The organism is Acidobacteriota bacterium (assembly GCA_026393675.1).
GTDB lineage: Bacteria > Acidobacteriota > Vicinamibacteria > Vicinamibacterales > JAKQTR01 > JBAXOX01.
Map to the genome: position 1 here is coordinate 17,317 of JAPKZQ010000045.1, position 21,507 is coordinate 38,823.

Here is a 21,507-nt window from a genome sequence, read left to right on the forward strand (position 1 = left end):
ACTCCTGGATCAGGAACCGGGGGCGGGAGATCGCGCGCCGAGAGAATAGCACACGACGTTCTGAGCGAGGCCGAAGGACCCATCCGGGGCCGGTCAACCCGGCCAACCTGCGAAAGCGTCCATCACGGCCGGAACTACCACCGCGTGGAGCCCGACCTGGACGTGACGGTCCCCCTGTTCATCCTGTGGACGCGCAAGAAGAAGGGCCTCACGCAGGACCAGATGGCGAAAGCGCTCGGCGTCTCGCAGCAGGCGTACCGAAAGTTAGAGATCCCCGGGAAGAGCAACCCGCGCCTGAAGACGCTGTCGCGGCTCTGCGGCACGCTGGGGCTGGAACTGGAACTGCGCCCCGTGGAGTGAGCTGCGAAGGCGCGCAGACGATGGCGCCGATCGGCCCGCAGCAGCCGGGCGTCAGGCCGGGGTGTGAGATAGAATCGAGTCTTCCCGCCAGGAGGATCCGTCATGGTGCGAGCGCGTCCTGTGGTCGTCTGCCTCGTCGTGCTGTCCGGTCTCGCGGTGTCCGGGGTCGTTGGCCTCGCGCAGCGGACCGGGTCACTCCAGGGAGCCTCCACGGCCGCCCCCGGGTATCCCGCGCCCGTTCAAGGTGACTACGTCCTCAAGAACGTCGCATTCGCCGGTGGCGAGCGCTTGCCCGAGTTGCGACTGCACTATCGTACGATCGGGCAACCTCGCAAGGATGGTGCGGGCGTGGTTCGCAATGCGGTGCTCGTGTTGCACGGCACGACCGGCAGCGGGGCGCAGTTTCTGGCACAGTCGTTTGCCGGTGAGTTGTTTGGCGCCGGCCAGTTGCTGGATGCGACGAAGTACTTCCTCGTGCTCGTCGACAACATTGGCCATGGCGGGTCGAGCCGGCCGAGCGACGGGCTGCGCGCGAAGTTTCCGAAGTACGGCTATCGGGACATGGTCACCGCCCAGTATCGGCTGCTCACCGAGGGCCTCGGCGTGAACCACCTGCGGCTTGTGATTGGCACGTCGATGGGCGGGATGCACTCGTGGCTGTGGGGTGAGATGTATCCCGATTTCATGGATGCGTTGATGCCGCTCGCCAGCCTGCCGACCCAGATTTCCGGGCGCAATCGCATGTGGCGCCGGATCGCCATCGATGCCATCCGCAGCGACCCCGAGTGGCAGGACGGAAACTATTCCGCGCAGCCGAGGGGCCTTCGCACGGCGGCCGCGATGCTCAATTTCATGAGCAGCAATCCCGTGATGCACCAGGCGGCGGCGCCCACCCTCGAAGCCGCCGACCAGGCGTTCGATGCCTACGTGAACAACTATCTGAAGACCGCCGACGCCAACAACGTGATGTACGCGCTCCAGGCTTCCTGGGATTACGATCCGGGCCCGGCACTCGAGAAGATCAAGGTGCCTCTGGTGGCCGTGAACTCGGCGGACGATCTCATCAATCCGCCCGAGCTGGGTATCCTCGAGCGGGAGATCAGGCGCGTCGCCAGCGGCCGTGCGTTCGTCATACCCCTGAGCGACAAGACACGCGGCCATGGGAGCCACACCATTGCGGCGCTGTGGAAGAACTACCTGGCGGATCTGCTTGCGGCCACCGAGAAGTAGTCTCTATCTCGCCCGGCGGTGAGAGTTCCTCGATGGTTGAAGTGAGCATAGGGTCCCTTCTCAGACAGTGACTCGGGCCTCCCACCGGCCCGAAGACGGGCACTGACACAGGACACAGAGAGTCGACGAGGCAGACATGAAGCGCGTATCGACTGGGCCCACTCCGGGAAGCGCCGCCGGCCCCGGCGAAAGAGCCGATCAAGAAGTAGTCAGTCGGTTACGAACGTCTGGCAACAGCGCCCGGCCTGGTCGGCTGTGGCAGCGACGCGGCCGTGATCGGGGTGTTCGCGCGGCTCGAACGGTCACGCGAACGCTCGCGACAGTTCGTCGCGACGGACAGCGAACGAACGGGCACCGGGCTATACTTGGGTTGTATGCTGAGACACACCTGCTACGTCGCTTCACTCGTCACTCTACCTCTGTTGCTGGTCGCATGCTCGTCTCCCGGCGGCAGCCCGAACGGATCGGCCGGTGGCAGCCAGGCTGGCCGGGCAGGAGGACGCGGAACTGGCGGCCCCGTGCCGGTCGTAACAGCGCGGGTCGAGCAGAAGCCCGTGCCGGTCACCCTGCAGATCGTCGGGACGGTCGAGGCGATGTCCAGCGTGCAGATTCGGGCGCAGGTGACCGGCCAATTGAGCGCCATTCATTTCGCGGAAGGCCAGGAGGTCCGGACAGGGCAGCCGCTCTTCAGCCTCGATTCCCGGCCCTTCCTGGCGGCCGTCCAGCAGGCTGAGGCAGTCCTGGCCCGTGACACGGCCACGTTGCAGAACGCGCAGGCCCAGCAGGCGCGAGCCGAGACGCTGTTCCAGCGCGGGCTGATTCCGCGCGACCAGTACGACAGCCAGCGCGCCGGCGCGGCGTCCCTGACTGCAACCGTGGCGGCTGACACGGCCGCGGTCGAGAGCGCCCGGTTGAACGTTCAGTACGCGGACATCAACTCACCCATCAGCGGACGAACGGGAACGCTCGGGGCGCACGCGGGAGACCTGGTCCGAGCCAACGACACAACCCCCCTCGTCGTCATCAATCAGCTGTCACCGGTCTACGTGACCTTCTCCGTCCCGGGGCGCTACGTGGCAGACATTCGTCACTACCAGGCGCAGAAGCCTCTGTCGGTCACCGCGACCGGGCCAGCAGATTCGACCTCGATCGCTCCTGCCGCCGGGAACGTGGGATCCACGCCGCGTGCGAGTAACACAGGAAGTGGGGCGGCTTCAGCCCCAACCGCACCGGCCCCCTCGGCCAGAGGCGTCCTCAGTTTCATCGACAACACCGTGGATTCGACGACGGGAACGATCCGTTTGAAGGGAACGTTCCCGAACAGCGATCGCCAGTTGTGGCCGGGCGCGTTCGTGCAGGTGACGCTCCAGTTGACGACCAACTCCAACGCCCTGGTCGTGCCGGTGACCGCCCTGCAGGTGTCGCAGGATGGACAGTATGTGTACATCGTCAAGGCGGACCGCACGGTCGAAATGCGGATGGTCAGGGCCGAGCGGCAGCAAGGCGACCAGGTCGTGATCGCCGCGGGAGTCTCCGCGGGCGAGGTGGTGGTGACCGACGGGCAGCTTCGCCTGACGCCTGGCGCCAGCGTGTCGGAGCGCGGCGACACTGGCAGGGGCCGCGGCCCGGTGGGTGGCCGCAGCGGGAGTCAGGCGAAAGACAACGGCGGCCAACGAGGCGGCCAGTAGCCTGAGGACATCATGAACTTCGCGGAAACTTTCATCCGTCGCCCGGTGGCGACGACGCTGCTGGTGCTCTCGATCCTGATTTTCGGGGTGATGGGGTACCGGCTCCTGCCGGTCAGCGATCTGCCCACCGTCGATTTCCCGACGATCCAGGTGAATGCGGGCCTGCCGGGGGCCAGCCCGGAAACGATGGCGGCCTCGGTCGCGACGCCGCTCGAGAAGCAGTTCTCGACGATCGCCGGCGTCAGCTCCATCAGCTCCAGCAACACGCAGGGCAGCACCACCATCACTCTCCAGTTCGACCTGAGCCGCTCAATCGACGCGGCGGCCCAGGACGTCCAGTCGATGATCGCGCGCGCTCAGCGCTCGCTGCCGCCGGGGATGCCCTCGCCACCGTCGTTTCAGAAGGTCAATCCCGCCGATTCTCCGGTCCTGTTCCTCACGCTGAGCTCGGCGACGCTGCCCTTGTCGCGGCTCGATCGCTACGCGCAGAACCTCCTCGCGCAGCGCCTCTCGATGGTCACCGGAGTGGCGCAGGTGAACGTCTTCGGGTCGCAGAAGTTCGCGGTGCGCGTGGACGTCGATCCCCAGCAGCTCGCGTCGAGGCAGATCGGCATCGACCAGGTGGCGCAGGCGATCGCATCGGCGAACGTCAACCGCCCGACGGGAACGCTCTACGGGCCGGACCGCAATTACGTGGTCCAGGCGTCGGGGCAGCTGCTGAACGCCGACGCGTACACCTCGATCGTGGTCGCCTATCGGAACGGCAGCCCGGTCCGGCTGAACGAGGTCGCGCACGTCTACGACGGTGTCGAGAACGAACGCAACGCGGGTTGGTACAACGGGTCCCGCACGATCTATCTCGCCATCCAGCGGCAGCCTGGCACCAACACCGTCGAGGTCGTGGACCGCATCAAGGCGCTGCTGCCCCAGTTGGAGCAGCAGCTTCCGGCCTCGGTCCAGCTTAGAGTCCGGAGCGACCGGTCGGTCCCGATCCGCGAGTCGGTGGACGACGTGAAGTCCACGCTGCAGCTGACGGTCTGCCTCGTTGTGCTCGTCATCTTCCTGTTCCTGCGCAACGTGTCGGCGACAATCATCCCCAGCCTCGCGCTGCCCTTCTCGATCGTCGGCACGTTCGCCGTGATGTACGTCCTCGACTACAGCCTCGACAACCTGTCGATGATGGCGCTGACCCTCTCGGTGGGATTCGTGGTGGACGACGCCATCGTCATGCTGGAGAACATCGTCCGGCACATGGAGATGGGCAAGTCGCGGTTGCAGGCGGCGCTCGACGGTTCGAAGGAGGTGTCGTTCACCATCATCTCGATGACGCTGTCGCTCACCGCCGTCTTCATCCCCGTGCTCTTCATGGGCGGGGTGGTCGGCCGGCTGATGCACGAGTTCGCGGTGACGATCGGCGCGGCGATTCTCGTGTCCGGTTTCGTGTCGCTCACCCTCACGCCGATGCTCTGCAGTCGGTTCCTGAAAGCGCCCCACGCGATTCGGCATGGACGGTTCTACAACGCCATGGAGTGGATGTTCGACGGCTGGCTGCGAGGCTACTCATGGTCGCTGCGGCAGACCATCCGCTTCAAGGGCGCAACCATGGTGGTGTCGGCGCTCGTGCTCGCCGGCACGGTGTACCTGTTCACCATCATCCCGATGGGGTTCATTCCCAGCGTGGACACCGGCCAGTTGAGCGGCCAGATCGAGACCAGCCAGGGACTCGGCTTCGAGGCCACAGTTGCCCGCGTCAAGGACGTGATGAACGTCCTCGCGCGCGACCCCAACGTCGCCGGCTACACGGCGAATGTCGGCGGTGCGGGCGGTCGCCTGAGCGTGGATCTCAAACCGCGCCAGCAGCGGTCGCTCGACGCCGACCGGGTGATCGAGGCACTGCGGCCGAAGTTCGCCGGCATCCCGGGCATCCGGGTCTTCCTGACGAATCCGCCGGCGATTCGCATCGGCGGCATGATGTCGCGCAGCCAGTACCAGTACACGCTGCAGGATCCCGACACCGACGAACTGTACCGCGCGGCGCCCCGATTCGAGGCCGCGCTCCGCACGCTCGAGGGCTTCGAGGACGTGACGTCCGACCTGCAGATCCGCAACCCGCAGGTCACCGTCGACCTCGACCGCGATCAGATCGCGGCGCTCGGCCTCACCGTGGACGAGGTGGAATTGGCGCTGACCTCGGCGTACGGATCGCGGCAGGTGTCGCAGATCTTCGCGGCCGACGATCAGTACCAGGTCATCCTGCAGGTCGACCCTCGCTACCAACGCGATCCGGCCGCCCTCTCCATGCTGTATGTGCAGACGGAAGCGGGCAAGCTTGTGCCCCTCTCGACCATCGTCGCTACCCGTCAGACGGTCGGACCGCTGTCGGTCAACCACACTGGCCAGTTGCCGTCGGTGACACTCTCGTTCAACCTCCGGCCGGGGGTCTCACTGGGCGATGCCGTGTCACGCGTGCAGGCGGTTGCGCGCGACATTTTGCCGGCCACCGTGTCGGGCAGCTTCCAGGGTACGGCGCAGGCGTTCCAGGATTCGATGACCGGCCTCGGGTGGGTACTCGCCCTCGCGATTTTCGTGATCTACGTGGTGCTCGGCATCCTCTACGAGAGCTTCATCCACCCACTCACGATTCTCTCCGGTCTGCCATCGGCGGGCTTCGGCGCGTTGATCACGCTGCTGCTGTTCCGACACGACCTGAACATCTACGCCTTCGTCGGCATCATCATGCTGGTGGGCTTGGTGAAGAAGAACGGCATCATCATGATCGACTTCGCGATTGCGTCACGGCGCCGGGACAACCTGAGCGCCGCCGAGGCCATCTACGACGCGTGTCGCGTCCGCTTTCGGCCGATCATGATGACGACGATGGCGGCGCTCATGGGCACGTTGCCGATCGCGCTCGGCTGGGGCGCCGGTTCCGAGGCGCGGCGGCCGCTTGGCCTCGCCGTCGTGGGCGGCCTGCTCGTGTCGCAGACGCTCACCCTCTATGTGACGCCGATCTTCTACATCTACATGGAACACTTCCAGGAGTGGCTGGGTCACCGGAAGGCTGCGAGGCAGTCGGCGCTCCCACGACTCGACGTCTCGGTGGACGGGGGCGAGAGCGGGGGTTGAGCGCGCCAGCGCTGGCTTACGCCGTCGAGGAGCCCTCCGGGCCGACCTCAGCTTGATGTCGCACGGGATTCAGGCGGCTGACGAGTTCACCAATTCTACGGTGAGGCCTTGCGATCCTGGAGCGAGAGCGACGTTCAGCTTCTCGAAGCCGATGATCCGACCACTGGCGTCCTTCATGAACACCGTGTCATCGTCGGCCTCTTGTGCCACGTGTTCGGTCGCAGGATCACCGAGCCAGACCGTCAGCGTCTTGGCGAAGGCGTCGTAGTAGACCCTGATTCTGTCCAAGTCGGATCGCATTGCTTGATCCTAGCGGGAATTGGAGGCGCCGTCCCGATTTGAACCGGAGAATGGAGGTTTTGCAGACGGCTGGCGGCCCTGGGCGGATCGGCTGTACAGCGACACTGGTGGTCACACCTGCGAGTAGTCCGTGGGTCGCAGGAACATCACCGTCGTGGCTGAAACCGTGTTCGCGAATGCCGGGTCGGCGCTCAGCTTCTTCCAATCCGGGGAATTGCGGAAGTCCTCCCACACTTTCTCGCGTGCCGCCATGTCCTGATGAACCGTCATGTACACCAGGTTCGGCTGTCTCCGGCCGACGAGGGTCTGTCCGAAGAACACCGGCCTCAAGCCAACGCGGTCGAAGATTCCGATTTCGCCTCCCTCGTTGAACATCTCGATCTTCTTCAGCGCGGCTGATTCACTGTGGCTTTCGTAGATGCGCAATTCGAAGAGCCGCGCCTTCTTTCCGGCCGTTTCCGCCGGGATTCGCATCCTCGGCACGTTCTTGAGCGCCCACAGCAACGAACTCTCGTATCGCGTATACGCGGGATTGTCGATGGAGGCTCCCAGGTAGGCGGCGGCGGCCTTCTGATACTCCACGTCCGCAGCCAGTCTCTCGGGAACCGCGAGGAGTGACCCCAGGTTCGGATATGGGATCAACACATACAGGAAGAGGGCGTTGCTGCCGGACACCACATTGAACACCCCAACCGGAGTGACACCCAGCCTGTTAAACGCGGGGATACAGGCCTTTGAGAGGTAGTCGTTGAGGACGGTCTTCCGGTTGCCAGTCGGCATTTCATAGACCCGCAGCTCATAGAACTCCCGCGGGGCCACTTGAGCGAACGCCTGGCTGCCCGGCCATCCGGCGAGGACGGCACCGCCAGCCAGCGAAGAGGACTTGATGAACTCACGCCGTTTCACGATTCCACCTCCGCGATCGAAGGGGGGCAGGTCCGCACAAGACGATGAGATTACTGCACGCGTGTCGGTCGCGCAAGGAGCACGGGGGCAGCGTCCCGGCGCGGTCAGTCTGAGGCTGGAGGTGCAGACGAGCGCGGACCTCGGTCGTCCTGGTGAAGTGTGGAGGCGCCGTCCGGATTTGAACCGGAGAATGGAGGTTCTTGCAGACGGGTAACGGCACCGATCACGAACCGCAGAACCAGGCCGGATAGCGCGTCTTGGGCCAGTCGTTTTCGCCCCATCGAGGAGCCAGAAAGCACAGCGAATGTCTCCTCCGAATCCTGTTAGACAGATCGATCGACTGCGGGTCTTCTTCCCGAAGAGGAACCCGATGCGCTTGCAAGATCACGGGCGATGGCTCTGCAAATCGGGAGGCGCGACCGCCTCGCTCACGGCTCACGGCAGATTGAGCTCCGTGCAGAAGGTGGTAAACGGGAGCACCGTGACTCTGCCGGACGCGTAGTGACGATCGCCGCGATGGACCTGGAAGAACCGGGGGATCGGAGTTCGTTCGGCGCAGTAGTGGACCGCCGCGCTGATGGCGCGCTCGCCAGTCTTGCATTCGACTGCGAACTGCGGTCGCCCGCCGCGCAGGACCACAAAATCGACCTCGCGTCGGTCGGTGTCTCTGAGGAAGCGGAGCTCCATGCGGAAGCCCTCGGTGTCCTCGATCCAGTGGCAGTACTTGAGCAGCTGGCACGCCACCAGGTTCTCGAAGCGCGCGCCGGGGTCGGCCACGGCCGACCAGTCCCACAGGTAGATCTTCTTCTCCTTCTTCACCGCTCGGATCCGGGGTGAGCCGAACGGCGGCAGGCGGAAACAGACGTACATGTTCTCCAGGATCGTCAGCCATCGTTCGACGGTCTTGTGATCAACCTCCAGGTCCTGCCGCAGGTTGGCTACAGACAATGGCGTGCCGACGCGCTCCGGCAGCAAGTCGACGAGCTGCTCGACGAGGCTCACCTCGCGAACCCGCTCCAGATCTCGCAGGTCTTCGCGAATCACCCTGGCCAGACGATCCCGCTGCCAAATGCGATGCTCGACCTCGTCCTGGCGAAAGAGCGGCTCCGGAAAGCCGCCGAACCGGAGCAACGCGTCGAGGTGCGACCTGGACGGCTTCGGGTCGAGCTCGCGCAGCGAGAACGGGTGCAGGCGGAAGTAGCGATACCGATTGGCGAGAGAATCGCCTCCTTTGCGGTAGTAGTCGAGTCTGGCCGACCCGGTGACGACGATGCGACGGAAGGACTTCTCAGTGTCGTAGATACCCTTGAGCAGGTTGCGCCAGCGAGCGTACTTGTGCACTTCATCAAATATGAGGAGCGGCTCGTTTGCCGGCAGCTCGACCCGTCGCAACCGCGCCGCAGCCCTCGGGTCGTCCCAGTTGAAATAGGCCGGATGCCGCTCCGTGGCTTTCCGGCCGAGAAGAGAGAGCGCCAAGGTCGTCTTACCCACTTGCCGCGGCCCGCCGACGAAGACCATCTTGCCCGTTGCCAGCGCCTTGTCCACCGCCGGTGCCAGGTATCGTGGAGTCATCATGAATGGGAGTATAGTCCAGTTTACTCATGAGTAAACTGGATATGACTCCCACACGCGCGTAACGCTCTGGCACACGCTGAACGCTGAGTTCACGTGTGTTGGGCCGGCCGCCGGCCCAGAACCGGGGCAATTGAACCGCCCTAGGTTTGCCAGAGAGCGCATTCGTTGAGAATATGGAGCCTGTGAGACACCCAAGTCGGTTTGCCCTGGAGGTTCGTGAGCGGGCGATCCCGCCGGTGGAGGAGCAAGCGCGAGAGCATGCGTCGGAGTGGGCCGCGATTCGGTCCTTGGCTGAAGAGCCGGGACGCCGGGATGTAACCCTCTATCGCTGGGTCCGGCACGGCGAGCCATGATGCGGCGTGTGTCGTCTCTCGTCCTGGGACTGATCCTCATCTACCTGATCGTCGCCTACCTGGTACTGCCGTGGGCGTGGAATGTCAGCATGCGCCGCCATCCTGATTTGAGCGCCTGCCCCCGCATCACCCGCACAGCCGAAGGCATCTCAGGTGACCCCTTGAACATCGCGCTGATGGGATCCGACGGCGCCATTGTCCGGGCCATGACGGCTGGCGGATGGCATCCGGCCGACCCCATCACGTTTCGAACCAGTCTGCGTATCGTCGAAAGCACGCTGCTCAAGAGGCCTGATGAGACAGCTCCGGTCAGTAACCTGTTTCTGTTTGGCCGGAAGCAGGACCTGGCGTTCGAGCAACCCGTCGGCGCCAGTCCTCGCCAGCGGCACCATGTCCGGTTCTGGCGGGCCGACCTGATCAACCAGGAGCAGCCGCTCTGGCTCGGGGCGGCTACCTATGACACGTCGGTCGGGGTGAGCCACAGGACGGGCCAGGTCACCCATCACATCGCCGCGGACCTCGATGCTGAGCGGGACAAGTGCTCGGCCGACCTCACGCGAGTCGGAGCGGCCGAGGAGGTCTACTACGTCGAACGGTTCCACGACCGGTTGGAAGGACGCAACGGCGGAGGCGATGCCTGGCACACGGATGGCCGCCTGGTGGTGGTCATTCTGACGATCGGATCGAAGTTGTAACTGAACAGTCACCACGACGAGACCGGTAACGCCAATTACGGCTGCCGTGATTCGTGTGGCGTGGCCGTCGTCTTAGGTATTACGGAGTTCCTCACCAATTTCCCTACCACGGCGGCACGCGAGGCAGGCCCAGGAGCGCACCTTGTTTACCTGCCCCACCGAAACCCTGCCCCTACCTGAATTGACGTGCGGCCAACCGAGACGGGTACGCTGTCCGGCAGTGGGGATGCGTCTGGGTGTTCCCGAGGCCAGTCGATCCAGCGGACACGTCCTGACGCCACGAAAGAGGCTTTGCGACCAATCGGAACGACGACATCAAGCCCAGCCGTGAAGCCGAACGCCGTGGTCGTCGTCGCGAGATCACCGGGATCGAATGGCCCTCTCGTCCCTCCGGTTGAGTAGTACCAATCTTGCCTGGACTGATTCGTCAGCGTGTCATTGGAGAACGCCATCGTGAACCCGACGACTGGCTCAACCCTGACGCCACCGTTTCCACGCGAAGGCATAAAGCGCAGTAACCCGGAGAACATCTTCTCTGAGTGCTTCAGGGTGCCAGTGGTCTTGTTGTTGCCGAAATGGCCAGCGTAGAGTTGGTAGGTCACGTCGCCGCTTCGCGCCAGCCCCACTACCCCCTCAACCTCGATCGCGACATTATCCGAGACAGCGCCACCGGCATTCACCAGCCCGCCCCAACCAGCTCTAGCGATACTGCGGCACAAGGCGCCTCCTTGACCCACCATTGACGCGCCGTTACATCCGCCGTCCTGGTGGTCTCCCCCACTTGACCACAGAAGGAAGGCCCCACCCCCATACCACGTCCCTTTGTCGGCGGACTTATGTGCTTGAGCCAGGCCCGCTGTCGCATTCACGCACACCAACGCGGTCGCCAGCGCCAGAGTCTGGATGAATCGCCGTCTCATGATGTTCAATCGCTTTCAGTGGGTCTCGACCTAGTCAGCTATATGTGCCCACTCTGCTTCACGCTTCGATGACTGTCAAGGGAGGTCGCGCAGTCTCCGAGATTGTTGGTGTGGTGGTCTCGACGACAGTGCCGCAGTTCGCGCGCAGGTCGACAGGTGAGGCCACACCGCCCTGCGGATGCGATCCTCGTCAGCGGACGGGCCGAGGTGGCACAGGGACGGTCACCACGACGAGACCGTTCACGTCGCGGTCGACGACGGCAATCGCGAGTCGACCTTCCTCGGCAGGTCGACCGGCGGCATCCACCGCTCTCGACATCGCCCGGATCTCGTAGTCGCCTGGCACGACGCCAGTGATGGAGAAACGTCCGTCGCCATCGGTCAGTCCCATTCCCGCCGTGCTAGTCAATCCCACCGAAGAAGACGATGGCGCAACCGCCACGCTAACCTTCGCGGACGGGCGACGTTGAGAGTCCAACACCAGGCCGCTGATGCGGTACGCTCGACTCGGGACAAGTGAGAAATCTATTTCGGAGACCGTCTGTCCGGCCCCCACCGTGATCCGCCGGGCCTGCGACACGTCCGCGGTGCCCGGGTAGTACGTTGGCGCGTAACCTGACCGCGGGCCCTCGGTGATTGGCGAACCGGTACTGGAGACGGTGGCGCCCAGGTAATAATCGCCTGGCGAGACTCCCACGATGCGAAACTCACCGAGATCGTTCGTCGTTGCGCCGCCCGCAGGGACGAGAGCGTCGGCCACGACGACCCCATTGCGCATCAACCTGGGCACCGTTCTCAGCACGCGGACGTTTGCTCGCAGCATCGGCTCGCCCGTTTCATCCCACACGTGCCCAGCGATCACTGCGGCCGGGCTGAGTGAGATCACGACGGAGGCAATGGTCTGACCGTCCGCAAGTTGAATCGTGCGGGACACACGATTCTCCAGGGGGGTCCGCGTCAAGTCGGGATAGATCCCGAATCCGTCCTTTCGCGCCGTGAGGAAGTACGCGCCTGGCGGCAGGTTTCCGAACTCGAATCGTCCCTCCGCGTCAGTCTCGGCCACGCGAGTCCGATAGCGTGGCGAGGAGATTGACACCTGAGCGGCGCGCAGTGGCTTCCCAGTGGCGGTTGCGGTGACCTGCCCCGCAATCCGGCCGGTGCCGCCAGTCATCTCAAGAGCTTCTGGCAGGGAGGCGATCTGTGGGCTGTCTTCGCGCCAGAGCGACGAGCCGGCGTGGCCCCTCGCCATCGGACTGGCAGCTGCCAAACTAACAGCCAGCAGAGCCGTGCCGAACGTCGCGTTCAGGAAGGTTCGACGCATGTGCGCTCCTTTGCCCAAGGGGGCACGAATCAGCCCAAACCAATATCATTAGACACCGCTTGCCCGCTGGTCGGATCGGCTTTGCACGAGGCCTCAGAAAGCTGTCGTTCACCTCGGCGACGCGGAACACCGCCTTGTTAGGAGATACGCTGGTCGCGGAAATCTGGTCTGATAACGCTCGCCCAGACTGTCACCTGGATCATCGCGCCGTCCCCGGACGGCGTCTTGTCCTTCCTCTAAGTAAAGACCATCGCCGTGCTGGTGTCGGATCCAGCCGGTTGCATTGGTTTCTCCGGCTGGTCTATCCTCCCTGCGTCATGTCCCATGGAACGGTCGTCCTTCGGGTCGGCGCAACCGCCATCGCTACTGCTCTCGCCCTCCTGGTCGTCAACGCGCAGCAACCCGTTCCGCAGGTGGTGCCTCGGGCCGCGCAGCAATCGCCGCCCGATCCGCGAGCCACGTTCCGCTCCGATATCACTTGCGTCGAGATCCCCACGGTCGTCGTCGACCGGCAGGGCCGGTTTGTGACCGGATTGACGCGCGACGATTTCGAGGTCTTCGAGGAGGGCCAACGCCAGGCTGTCGAGACGTTCAGGTCCGTCGACTTCGGGCCGGTCGCGAAGTCGACAACGTCCGCGACACTGCCGGATCCGGACGTCTCCTCGAACGAGGCACCATTTGACGGCCGGATCTACGTGCTCGTTCTCGACGATATGCACACCAAGCCCATGGCGACAGGACTGACTCGTGACCTAGCTCGGCGGTTCGTCGAAACCCAGGTTGGCGCCAACGACCTTGCGGCCGTCGTATTTCCGAGCGGCATTGCGGGCACGTCACAAGACTTCACGTCGAGCCAGCGCCGGCTGTTCGCCGCCATCGACCGTTTCGTGGGCGGGCGCGGCGGTTCGGTGTCCTTTGACTTGAACTATGAATCACAAACGAGCCTTCTTGCTCTCCGGCTCGTCGTGAACGCGCTGGCCGAGATCCGTGGAAGGCGTAAGGCCGTGGTGCTGTTCAGTGGGGGAATTCCGCCCATCCTTCTGTCCGGCCAGGAGCAACGCGCACGAACGGGCGACAGACCCCCAGGGGCACCGCCGAAGTGGTTCGGATTGGCCCAGTCTGATCTGGCTGGCACGGTTGCTGCGGCAATCCAATCGAACACCACTATCTACGCCGTCGACCCAGACGGCTTGAAGATGGGGAGCGCAGCGTGCCTGAACCCACCGTTGGAGACGCTACGCCGCCTCTCGTGGGACACCGGAGGCCAGGTCGCCGTCAACACGAACAGCCTGAACGAAGCGCTCGACCGCATCGGCGAAGACAACAGCCGGTACTACCTGCTCGGCTACTACCCGCTGGCCCCCAAGCAGGACGGCTCGTTCCGCAAGTTGGAAGTCAAGGTCCACAAGCCGGACGTCGGAGTGTATGCGCGAGTCGGTTACTACTCCAAGAAAGCAGAGGGATCGCCCGCGAAGGCTTCGACCAGGACGAAGACCAGGGAGCCTGAACTGCTGGCGGCGCTCCAAGAGGCACTCGACTCCCCCACTCCAGTGTCGGGTGTGCGGATACGGGCATCTGCTGCACCCTTCCGAAATGCGGCTGGAAAGGCTGCTGTCACTGTTGTGATTCAGGTCGACGGCCGAGACATTGGCTTCTCTCAGGCGGAAGGCCGGTTCGACGCCAGCGTGAACCTCGCCATCGTCGCGGTCGATTCCGTCGGTGACACGATTGGCATGATTACGCGAACGTTCACGCTGCCCCTTCGGCCAGACTCACACACGCAGATGGTGGCCAACGGCCTTCGGTTGGCAGAACAACTGTCGCTGCCGACGGGACCTCATCGCCTGCACATTGCAGTGCAGGACGCGGTGAACAAGAGAGTTGGCGCAGTCGATTGTGACGTCGATGTGCCGGACTTCGGCAAGACAGTGTTCACGATGAGCGGCCTGCTGCTGACGTCGAGCCGCGCCAATGCCACACCCAGCACGAAGAATGATCGCCTGCAGGCGTTGCAATCTGTATTGCCGACACCGCCGACGGTCGCGCGGGTCTTCGGACGGGACGAGTCGCTCACGCTGATGGCCGAAGTCTACGACCGAAGCCGCACACCGAATGCGGTCACCATCGTGACGACGGTCAGGACCGCCGACGGCACAGAGGTGTTCCGACGCGAGGGCACGCGTACGGGCGCGGAGCTGAAGTCAGCAAAGGGCGTCTATCAGCATCTGGAGACGGTGCCGTTGTCTAGCCTGGCTCCCGGCTGCTACGTGCTGACCGTCGAGGCCAGCTCGGGCGGCAAGCCAGAATCCTCCATCCGCCGCCAGGTTCCTATCGACATTGTGGTGCAGGAGGGATCGCCCGTGTAGATGCGTTCCGCGCGCAATGCGACTATGAAGCCCAGGCGACGCGTTTATGGATGATCGGCCTGACTTGCACGATCCAACGCCGGACGGTTTCCCGCGGGGATCCGTCGTCGAACGCCAATCCCGGCTCCCGTGATGCGCGTGGCCTCATGTTGTAGAATCTGCCGCATCCGAACCGAATTGGCGTCGGTCCGGCTCATACGTGGTGTGGGACGAGGCACACCATAAGATAGGTAACCGTCATGCCGCTGGATCCTGTCGCTGTTCGTATTGGTGCGGTTGCGATCATGTCGAGTGTCGCGCTTCTCGTCGGGAACGCCCAGCAACCCCCGCCCAAGTTCAAGTCGAGCGTCGAAGCGGTGGTGCTCGATGTGTCCGTGCTGGACAAGGACCGCCGGCCGGTGCGGGGCCTGACCGCTTCAGACTTCACGGTTCTCGAGGACGGCAAGCCTCAGGAGATCGGCACCTTCACGGCCATCGATCTTGAAGACGTGATCGACGTGAAAGCCGCGCCATGGACACGCCAGGTAGCACCAGACATCCGGAGGAACGACGACTTCAGGGAACGGCGCGTTGTGGTGATCGTGATGGACAGCTCGACACCGATGCCCGCGCCTGAGGTGCCGCAGGCGAAGCGGCTCGGTCGAAGCGTGGTCGAGGGACTGGCGCCAGACGACCTGGCTGCCGTCGTGCACACCTTTGGCAAAGGCGGCGGCCAGACCTTCACCCACGACCGGGCCAAGTTGCTAGCCGCCGTTGATCGTTTCAACGGGACGCCAGACGGGGGGTGGACGATGGCCTTCCCCAAACCCTCGTCCCCCGGGGCGCCGGCCGACGCCATTCTCGCCGCAGTGACCCCGCAGCCCTTTACCCAGTTCGATAGAAGCGGATCGCTCCTGAACTTCTACTTCTCGACGATCAGCACCCTGCGAGATATTGCCGAAGACCTCGCTGGTTTACCCGACAGGCGCAAGGCACTGTTCTTCGTGAGCGTCGGCATTCCGCTCGACGTGACGTCGGCGACGGAACCCAACTCCTTGGGGATGGCCGGCCCCAGCGACGTAGCTCAGATCCTATTCGCTGAGCTCAGGAAGGTGTACGACGCTGCCCGGCGTTCCAACGTGAACATTTACAGCGTCGACCCGGGCGGTTTGCGGATTGACGCAGCCCCTTTCAACCAGGACTTCCTGAGGGGTGTATCAGCGGCGACTGGCGGGTTCGCCATCACGGACACCAACGACCCGGCTCCCGGCATCCAGCAGATCTACCGCGAGAACGGTTCGTACTACCTTCTCGGGTATCAACCGTCGAGCAGCAGAACGAACGGCCGGTTCAGGAAGGTAGAGGTCAAGGTGAACCGTCCAAGTGTGACGGTTCGATCTCGCAGCGGCTACTTCGAGCCGACGGAGGCCGCCGCCGCGACGAAGACGGCTCCAGCGAAGGCCAAGCCTGAGGAAGTATCCGCCCTTGAGGGTCTCCTGCCCAAGAGCGACATCGCACTGCGAGTCCACGCGGTCCCGTTCGCGAAAGACGGTGGGACCGAATCCGAAGTGGCCATCATCCTGCAGGGGCATGAGCCGATTCCTGCCGGGTCGACGGCCACCGCTGAAGATCTGACGGTGCTGTTTCACGCCTATAGCATGCAGGCCGAATTGAAGGCCTCCGACCGTCTGACCGCGCACCTCCGCATTCGGGCGGGTGCGGTGAACGACTTGCGCTACGGGTTGCTGTCGCGCCTCACGCTGAAGCCGGGGCGCTACCAACTGCGGCTGTCCGCCAAGAGTTCCATGTCGGGCAAAAGCGGTAGCGTCTACATCGAAGTGGACGTGCCTGATTACTCCAAGGCTGCGCTGTCGCTCTCAGACGTGATGTTCGAAGCGACCCCGTCGCCTGTCGCCTCACCGAGGGGCAAGCTGGCCTCGCTTATTCCCATCGTGCCGACGGCGGAGCGCGACTTCCTGCCCGGAGACACCGTGACGGCGTTCGCCCGGGTGTACCAGGGCGGCAGAAACGCCCTGCAAGCGGTGGCAGTGACTACGAGAATCGTGGACCGCGCGGGCGCCGAGGTGTTCAGCAAGGTCGAATCCTTGGCGCCGGATCGCTTTGCAACGGCACGGTCTGCGAACTTGCTGGTTTCGATCCCGATCGGGACGCTAGCACCCGGCCCCCACCTGCTTAGCATCTCGACGACGCGGGGCAATGAGAGTGCACACCACGAGGTACGGTTCACGGTGCACGCAGGCAGCGGCGGTTGGCCGCCATCGGTTCGTCCCAGCCGACTGCACCCTGCCAGATCTACTCAGTCACCGTGGCACCTACATCGCCGCAGGGAAGCAAGGCCGAGCATCGGATCACCAACCTTGGACTGGTGGCGCCTCACTTTACACGAGGTGCCTCATGCGCAAGGCGGCGCAATTCCGCCAGCAGCGCGTTCACAGTCAACCAGACAGCCTGACACGGTACCGTTTCTGACAGCGGCGGTGACGGGATAGGTTTCGGCAAGCGGACCAATGGTGAGGGTGCAATCCACGGGGCCCGAGTCGCGGCCCGATTCGACACGCACGGATTCGCGCTTTCCTGGCACGAAACCATTCAGCGTCGCTGTGACCGTGTAGATTCCGGCGCGCAGGGCCTTGATCTCATAACAGCCTGTGGCGTCGGCGTGGACGACCTCACGGATGTCACCACTGGCGGCGAGTACCTCGACGCCCGGAAGAGCAACTCCCGTGCTGTCTTTGATGCACCCTTTGATGGTGCCCTGGGCGTGTGTCGTAGCGGGGGCACTCAGGATGGCGATCAGGCCCCAGACTCTAACGGCGAACCGAATTCTTGACGTCGCCATTGCTCCTACTCCCGCATCATCGCGCTGACGCGAGCTGCATAGGCGAGCCGTTCTTCAATTATGGGGCTGCCATCGAGTCAGATTGTAGCGCACGGCGTGTTTGAGCAACGATGAACGTCCCACGAGCCGGCCCTCGTCCGACCCGTTACAGAGTGAGGTCATCCACACCTCTCGCTCTTGGAACAGCATCGATCGACCGTAGGGCGTGGAGAGTAGAATCCAGCATTGGCGGATGGGGTAGTTCCCGACTCACGCCTTCGAGAATGGAGGATTGTCAGGTTGACCATGAATCCCATCGAACCCGAACAATCCAGGACTCGCTCGCTGTCGAGCGCCAATCCGCTCACTCCTCGCCAGCGACCGACTCGACGATGGCGCTGGCTCTCAATTCCGATTGGCTTGCTGGCGCTGTTCTACGGAGCCGTCGGGTATTGGGGCAGCGGCGTGATGATCGGCGAACAGCCTCGCTGGCGCGGAATGACCCGCGGCCCTCAGGACTTCGGCCTGCAAGCAGAGGTTGTCTCGTTCCGATCGCTGGATGGGATTCCCCTGAAGGCTTGGTGGCTGCCCGCGCAAGCCACGCCGCGGGCTACAGTCGTCATCGCCCATGGCATCGATCATACGCGCCAGGTCATGCTGCCGCGCGCCGCCTTTCTCGTTCGCGGCGGGTACAACGTTCTCGCCGTCGACCTCCGCGGACACGGCGAGAGCGGCGGACAATTCGTTTCGCCCGGACTGGTGGAAAGACGCGATCTCCTCGGCGCGGTCGAGTACGTCCGCTCTCGTGGAGGGCGCGGCTCAATTGCTCTGTTGGGGGTCTCCTACGGCGCGGTCGCATGCCTGCTCGCCGCTGCTGAGTCTCCGGAGATTCGAGCCGTCGTCAGTGACGGCGCTTTCCCTACTGGCGCGGACGTGTTCGGCAACGTCAGCCGCCACTATCTGCATGCCACTGGCACGAGTCTGTTGTTGCGAGGCTTGTTTGCCGCCGCGCTTCTTCCCGGAACGGCGCGTGCGATCGTGCTCGCCTACTACCTGCGAACCGGTGTGTACCTTGGATCAGACTTTGTGTCCGTTCTCTCGACCGCATCGCAGATCGCGTGCCCGGTACTGCTCATCTCGGGCGAGCGGGATTGGATCGTCCCAACGGAAAACGCCCGCAGAATCCTCGCTGCCCTGTCGGGCAATCGAAGCCGTCTCGTCACCATCCCCAACGCTTCCCACGACACCACCTACAGCACTGCGCCAGTGCTGTACCAAGAAACCGTCCTGAACTTTCTCGATCGCAGCTTGACCAAGTGAGCTGGTTCTCATCTTCTTCGTGTCGGCGCGTCCCGCGTCGGCGACTCCGTGCCCGCCGCGCTTGGTCCCGCTGGGCCGGCGGCGCCCGACCGGCCGCAGGCGCCCCGACTATCGAAAGACGATGCAGACGGGCGTGTTGACTTTCACGACCTGCCCGGTGGCGCTGAGCGTTCCTGTTGCCTGATCGACACGGAATTCCACAATCGAGTCGCTGCGCTGGTTGGCGGCGAACAGACGCGTTCCCGCCGGAGTGAGGCCGATGAAGCGGGGCGTCGAGCCCTTCGTAGACTCCCACCCCACAGGCGACAGCATGCCATTCGACTCGTCGACGCGGAAGATGGCGACGCTGTCGTGTCCCCGGTTCGACACATAGACGAACCGGTCCGAGGGCGACACGACAATTGCGGCACCGGTGTTGTCGCCGGTGAAGGTCGAGGGCAGCGACGGCACGATCTGAATGGCCTCGAGCGCCCCGGTGTGACCGAACCGGTAAGCGGTCACAGTCGAGTCCAGTTCGTTGATGACCCACGCGTACGGCAGTCGGGAAAGGAAGGCGATGTGACGCGGGCCGGCCCCGGATCTGGTCCTCGTAAAGGGCCGATCCGCCGGCACGAGCGTGCCCTTTGCGCTGTCGATCGTGAAGATGAAGAGCCGATCGAGCCCCTTATCAGGAACCACGACAAACCGGCCGCTCGGATCGAACGGGCACTGGTGCGGATGCGGGCCAGGCTGCTCCGTGCGGTGCGGGCCCAGCTCCCCCTTCGTGGCCACGACGTCTGTGGGCGCGCCGAGCGAGCCGTCAGCGTTGACGGGCAGGACCTCAACGGTGCCCGCCACGTAGTTGGCCGCGACGAGGAATCTTCCGGTCGGGTCGATGGCGAGATGGCTCGGGTCGTCGCCGCCCGAGGGCTGACGGTTGATGAGTGTCAGCTCGCCGCTGCGATTGTCGATGGCGAAGGCCGATACCTCGTTGGCCACTGGTTGGACGGCGTAGAGGACGGGGCGACGCGGGTCGAGGCCCAGGTATCCGGGGTTGATGACGCTCGAGAGGAGCTGAACGCGCGACCAGCGGCCCGTGGCGGCGTCGATGGCGTACACCGAGAGACCCTCACCGTGCGCGCCTCGCGTACTCGTCGCGAACGAGCCCACGTAGGCGAAGCGAGGCAAGGTCTCCACGTCCGCAGTTCGCGTCGCCGGCGCGCTCGCCGGTCGAGCGCCCGCACGGCCAGACGGCCGGAGCGCAGCCGTCGCAATCCAGGCGGCGGAGAGCCCCAGGAGTTCCCGGCGGGTCGTCGTTGCTACGGCACGATCCGAACTCGGCGTCGTCATGTCGTGTCAGTCCTCCGGGGGTGCGTGCCTATTTCGCGAGCAGTCCCTGCAGGATCTTCTCCGCCACGGCGAAGACCGTGCCGTGCCTAGCCCCGGGCGGCATCTGCAGTTCGCCGCCCAGGGGCGTCCAGGTCTTCAGGTCGTGCGATCGCACGCCCTCGAAGCGGTGCCGCGTGTAGGCGTCGAAGAGCACGATCATGTCGGCGCCGGCCCGGAACGTCGTGGGGCCTTCCACCCAGTTCTCCACCGAGACCGGCCCTGGAGCCAGCACGTAGGGCCCCAGCGCGTGGTCGGCGAACGCGACGCGGATCTCCTTGCGCGGCTCGGGGAACTTCGTCTCGTCTTTGAGGAACATCACGTACCGCGCCCCGTCGCGGACGATGGTCGCGTCGATGACATCGAAGCCCGGATCGAGGAACAGCTCCGCCCGGCTGTACGCCTTGAAGTCCTTGGTGGTCGTGCGGTAGATGCGGTGGTTCAGCCGCGAGCCGTCCGCGGAGCGGATGTCGGCGGTGTCGTCCGTGGCCGGGAAGCGGCCGGGAATCGCCGTGGCCCAGAAGATCACGTACTGCTGCGTGTGCTCGTCGAAGATGATCTCCGGGGCCCACGCGTTCGCCGCCTTGCGCTCGTGCACCATGACGGGCAGGAACGCCACGCCGGTCCACGTCAGCAGGTCTTTCGAGTGGCCGATCCCGATGCCCTGCTCCCACCACCCGGTCGTCCAGACCGCGTGGAACACGTTGTCCGGACCGAGCATGATGCAGGGGTCACGCATCAGCTTGCCCCCGACCGCCGGCGCGAGGAACGGCTGACCCTCGTGCAGGGGCGTCCACGCCAAGCCGTCGCGGCTGTAGGCGAGGTGGAGGCCGTCCTGGCCATTGTCGAGGAAATAGCTGAACACCCACGGGCCGGCCTTGTTGGGGGCCGCTGTCACGCTCGCAAGCGACGCGACGGCGAGGATGGCGGCGGCGGCGACAGCGAGGCAGCGAGCGGCAACCGGGACACGGCATTTCATGGCGGCGCGATTATACCAACCGCGCCAGCCGAGTACGAAGCGCGTTACTGTGAGCAGGCCAAGGTGGCCTGAGTCACACCATTCGCTCTTCGAGATTCCCGGTACGGTTCACCCGACGTCGGTTGATTCTTTGCCCGGGCGGAGCATGGCACGACCGGATGCCTCACGGTATACTACGCACGACG

The 21,507-nt window shown here is 64.4% G+C and carries 14 protein-coding genes; 8 read left to right on the forward strand and 6 right to left on the reverse strand.

Features of this window, described 5'->3' with window-relative positions; translation table 11 throughout:
* Positions 1 to 162: 162 nt before the first annotated feature.
* The 4 genes from NT151_11570 (at position 163) to NT151_11585 (ending at position 6,404) form a co-directional block, all read left to right on the forward strand.
* Positions 163 to 360: a helix-turn-helix transcriptional regulator gene (locus NT151_11570; protein MCX6539553.1), complete on the forward strand. Its 198-nt coding sequence runs from the start codon at positions 163 to 165 to the stop codon at positions 358 to 360.
* Between the two features lie 102 nt (positions 361 to 462).
* Complete coding sequence (locus NT151_11575; protein MCX6539554.1) at positions 463 to 1,590, forward strand: alpha/beta fold hydrolase; 1,128 nt, start codon at positions 463 to 465, stop codon at positions 1,588 to 1,590.
* A 518-nt stretch (positions 1,591 to 2,108) separates the two neighbouring features.
* A complete protein-coding gene (locus tag NT151_11580) occupies positions 2,109 to 3,278 on the forward strand; it encodes an efflux RND transporter periplasmic adaptor subunit (GenBank protein MCX6539555.1) in 1,170 nt (389 codons plus the stop codon).
* A gap of 12 nt (positions 3,279 to 3,290) precedes the next feature.
* Positions 3,291 to 6,404 (forward strand): efflux RND transporter permease subunit, encoded by a 3,114-nt coding sequence (locus tag NT151_11585; GenBank protein ID MCX6539556.1) that lies wholly within the window; start codon positions 3,291 to 3,293, stop codon positions 6,402 to 6,404.
* Positions 6,405 to 6,473: 69 nt separating this feature from the next.
* Here the strand turns inward: NT151_11585 and NT151_11590 are convergent, their stop codons facing one another.
* The 3 genes from NT151_11590 to NT151_11600 form a co-directional block, all read right to left on the reverse strand.
* Positions 6,474 to 6,704 carry a DUF2283 domain-containing protein gene (locus tag NT151_11590; protein MCX6539557.1) on the reverse strand — a complete coding sequence of 77 codons (231 nt, stop codon included), beginning with the start codon at positions 6,702 to 6,704 and terminating at the stop codon, positions 6,474 to 6,476.
* Positions 6,705 to 6,815: 111 nt separating this feature from the next.
* Entirely contained in the window at positions 6,816 to 7,610 is a 795-nt protein-coding gene (locus NT151_11595; protein MCX6539558.1) for an NIPSNAP family protein, read from the reverse strand.
* Positions 7,611 to 8,045: 435 nt separating this feature from the next.
* Complete coding sequence (locus NT151_11600) at positions 8,046 to 9,185, reverse strand: ATP-binding protein (protein MCX6539559.1); 1,140 nt, start codon at positions 9,183 to 9,185, stop codon at positions 8,046 to 8,048.
* A 361-nt stretch (positions 9,186 to 9,546) separates the two neighbouring features.
* Between NT151_11600 and NT151_11605 the strand changes: the two genes are divergently transcribed.
* On the forward strand, positions 9,547 to 10,233 hold the full coding sequence (locus NT151_11605) for an LssY C-terminal domain-containing protein (protein MCX6539560.1): 687 nt from the start codon (positions 9,547 to 9,549) through the stop codon (positions 10,231 to 10,233).
* Between the two features lie 1,110 nt (positions 10,234 to 11,343).
* Here the strand turns inward: NT151_11605 and NT151_11610 are convergent.
* The gene (locus NT151_11610) at positions 11,344 to 12,474 is read right to left on the reverse strand and encodes a carboxypeptidase-like regulatory domain-containing protein (protein MCX6539561.1); all 1,131 of its coding nucleotides are present in this window, start codon (positions 12,472 to 12,474) and stop codon (positions 11,344 to 11,346) included.
* 317 nt (positions 12,475 to 12,791) lie between these two features.
* Here NT151_11610 and NT151_11615 point away from each other — a divergent pair, with 317 nt between their 5' ends.
* The 3 genes from NT151_11615 (at position 12,792) to NT151_11625 (ending at position 18,978) form a co-directional block, all read left to right on the forward strand.
* Complete coding sequence (locus NT151_11615) at positions 12,792 to 14,840, forward strand: VWA domain-containing protein (protein ID MCX6539562.1); 2,049 nt, start codon at positions 12,792 to 12,794, stop codon at positions 14,838 to 14,840.
* 239 nt (positions 14,841 to 15,079) lie between these two features.
* Entirely contained in the window at positions 15,080 to 17,329 is a 2,250-nt protein-coding gene (locus NT151_11620; protein ID MCX6539563.1) for a VWA domain-containing protein, read from the forward strand.
* Positions 17,330 to 18,078: 749 nt separating this feature from the next.
* Positions 18,079 to 18,978 (forward strand): alpha/beta fold hydrolase, encoded by a 900-nt coding sequence (locus tag NT151_11625; GenBank protein MCX6539564.1) that lies wholly within the window; start codon positions 18,079 to 18,081, stop codon positions 18,976 to 18,978.
* Positions 18,979 to 19,086: 108 nt separating this feature from the next.
* On the opposite strand, the gene NT151_11630 is transcribed toward NT151_11625, so the two are convergent.
* Entirely contained in the window at positions 19,087 to 20,307 is a 1,221-nt protein-coding gene (locus NT151_11630) for a lactonase family protein (protein MCX6539565.1), read from the reverse strand.
* A 28-nt stretch (positions 20,308 to 20,335) separates the two neighbouring features.
* On the reverse strand, positions 20,336 to 21,322 hold the full coding sequence (locus tag NT151_11635; protein MCX6539566.1) for a glycoside hydrolase family 43 protein: 987 nt from the start codon (positions 21,320 to 21,322) through the stop codon (positions 20,336 to 20,338).
* Between the last annotated feature and the right edge of the window lie 185 nt (positions 21,323 to 21,507).

Bases quoted from the DNA above. Each gene is read 5' to 3' on its own strand.
- NT151_11635 (MCX6539566.1), bottom strand. From the start codon at position 21,322: ATGAAATGCCGTGTCCCGGTTGCCGCTCGCTGCCTCGCTGTCGCCGCC.
- NT151_11615 (MCX6539562.1), top strand. From the start codon at position 12,792: ATGTCCCATGGAACGGTCGTCCTTCGGGTCGGCGCAACCGCCATCGCT.
- NT151_11630 (MCX6539565.1), bottom strand. From the start codon at position 20,307: ATGACGACGCCGAGTTCGGATCGTGCCGTAGCAACGACGACCCGCCGG.
- NT151_11600 (MCX6539559.1), bottom strand. From the start codon at position 9,185: ATGATGACTCCACGATACCTGGCACCGGCGGTGGACAAGGCGCTGGCA.
- NT151_11585 (MCX6539556.1), top strand. From the start codon at position 3,291: ATGAACTTCGCGGAAACTTTCATCCGTCGCCCGGTGGCGACGACGCTG.
- NT151_11575 (MCX6539554.1), top strand. From the start codon at position 463: ATGGTGCGAGCGCGTCCTGTGGTCGTCTGCCTCGTCGTGCTGTCCGGT.
- NT151_11620 (MCX6539563.1), top strand. From the start codon at position 15,080: ATGCCGCTGGATCCTGTCGCTGTTCGTATTGGTGCGGTTGCGATCATG.
- NT151_11610 (MCX6539561.1), bottom strand. From the start codon at position 12,474: ATGCGTCGAACCTTCCTGAACGCGACGTTCGGCACGGCTCTGCTGGCT.
- NT151_11590 (MCX6539557.1), bottom strand. From the start codon at position 6,704: ATGCGATCCGACTTGGACAGAATCAGGGTCTACTACGACGCCTTCGCC.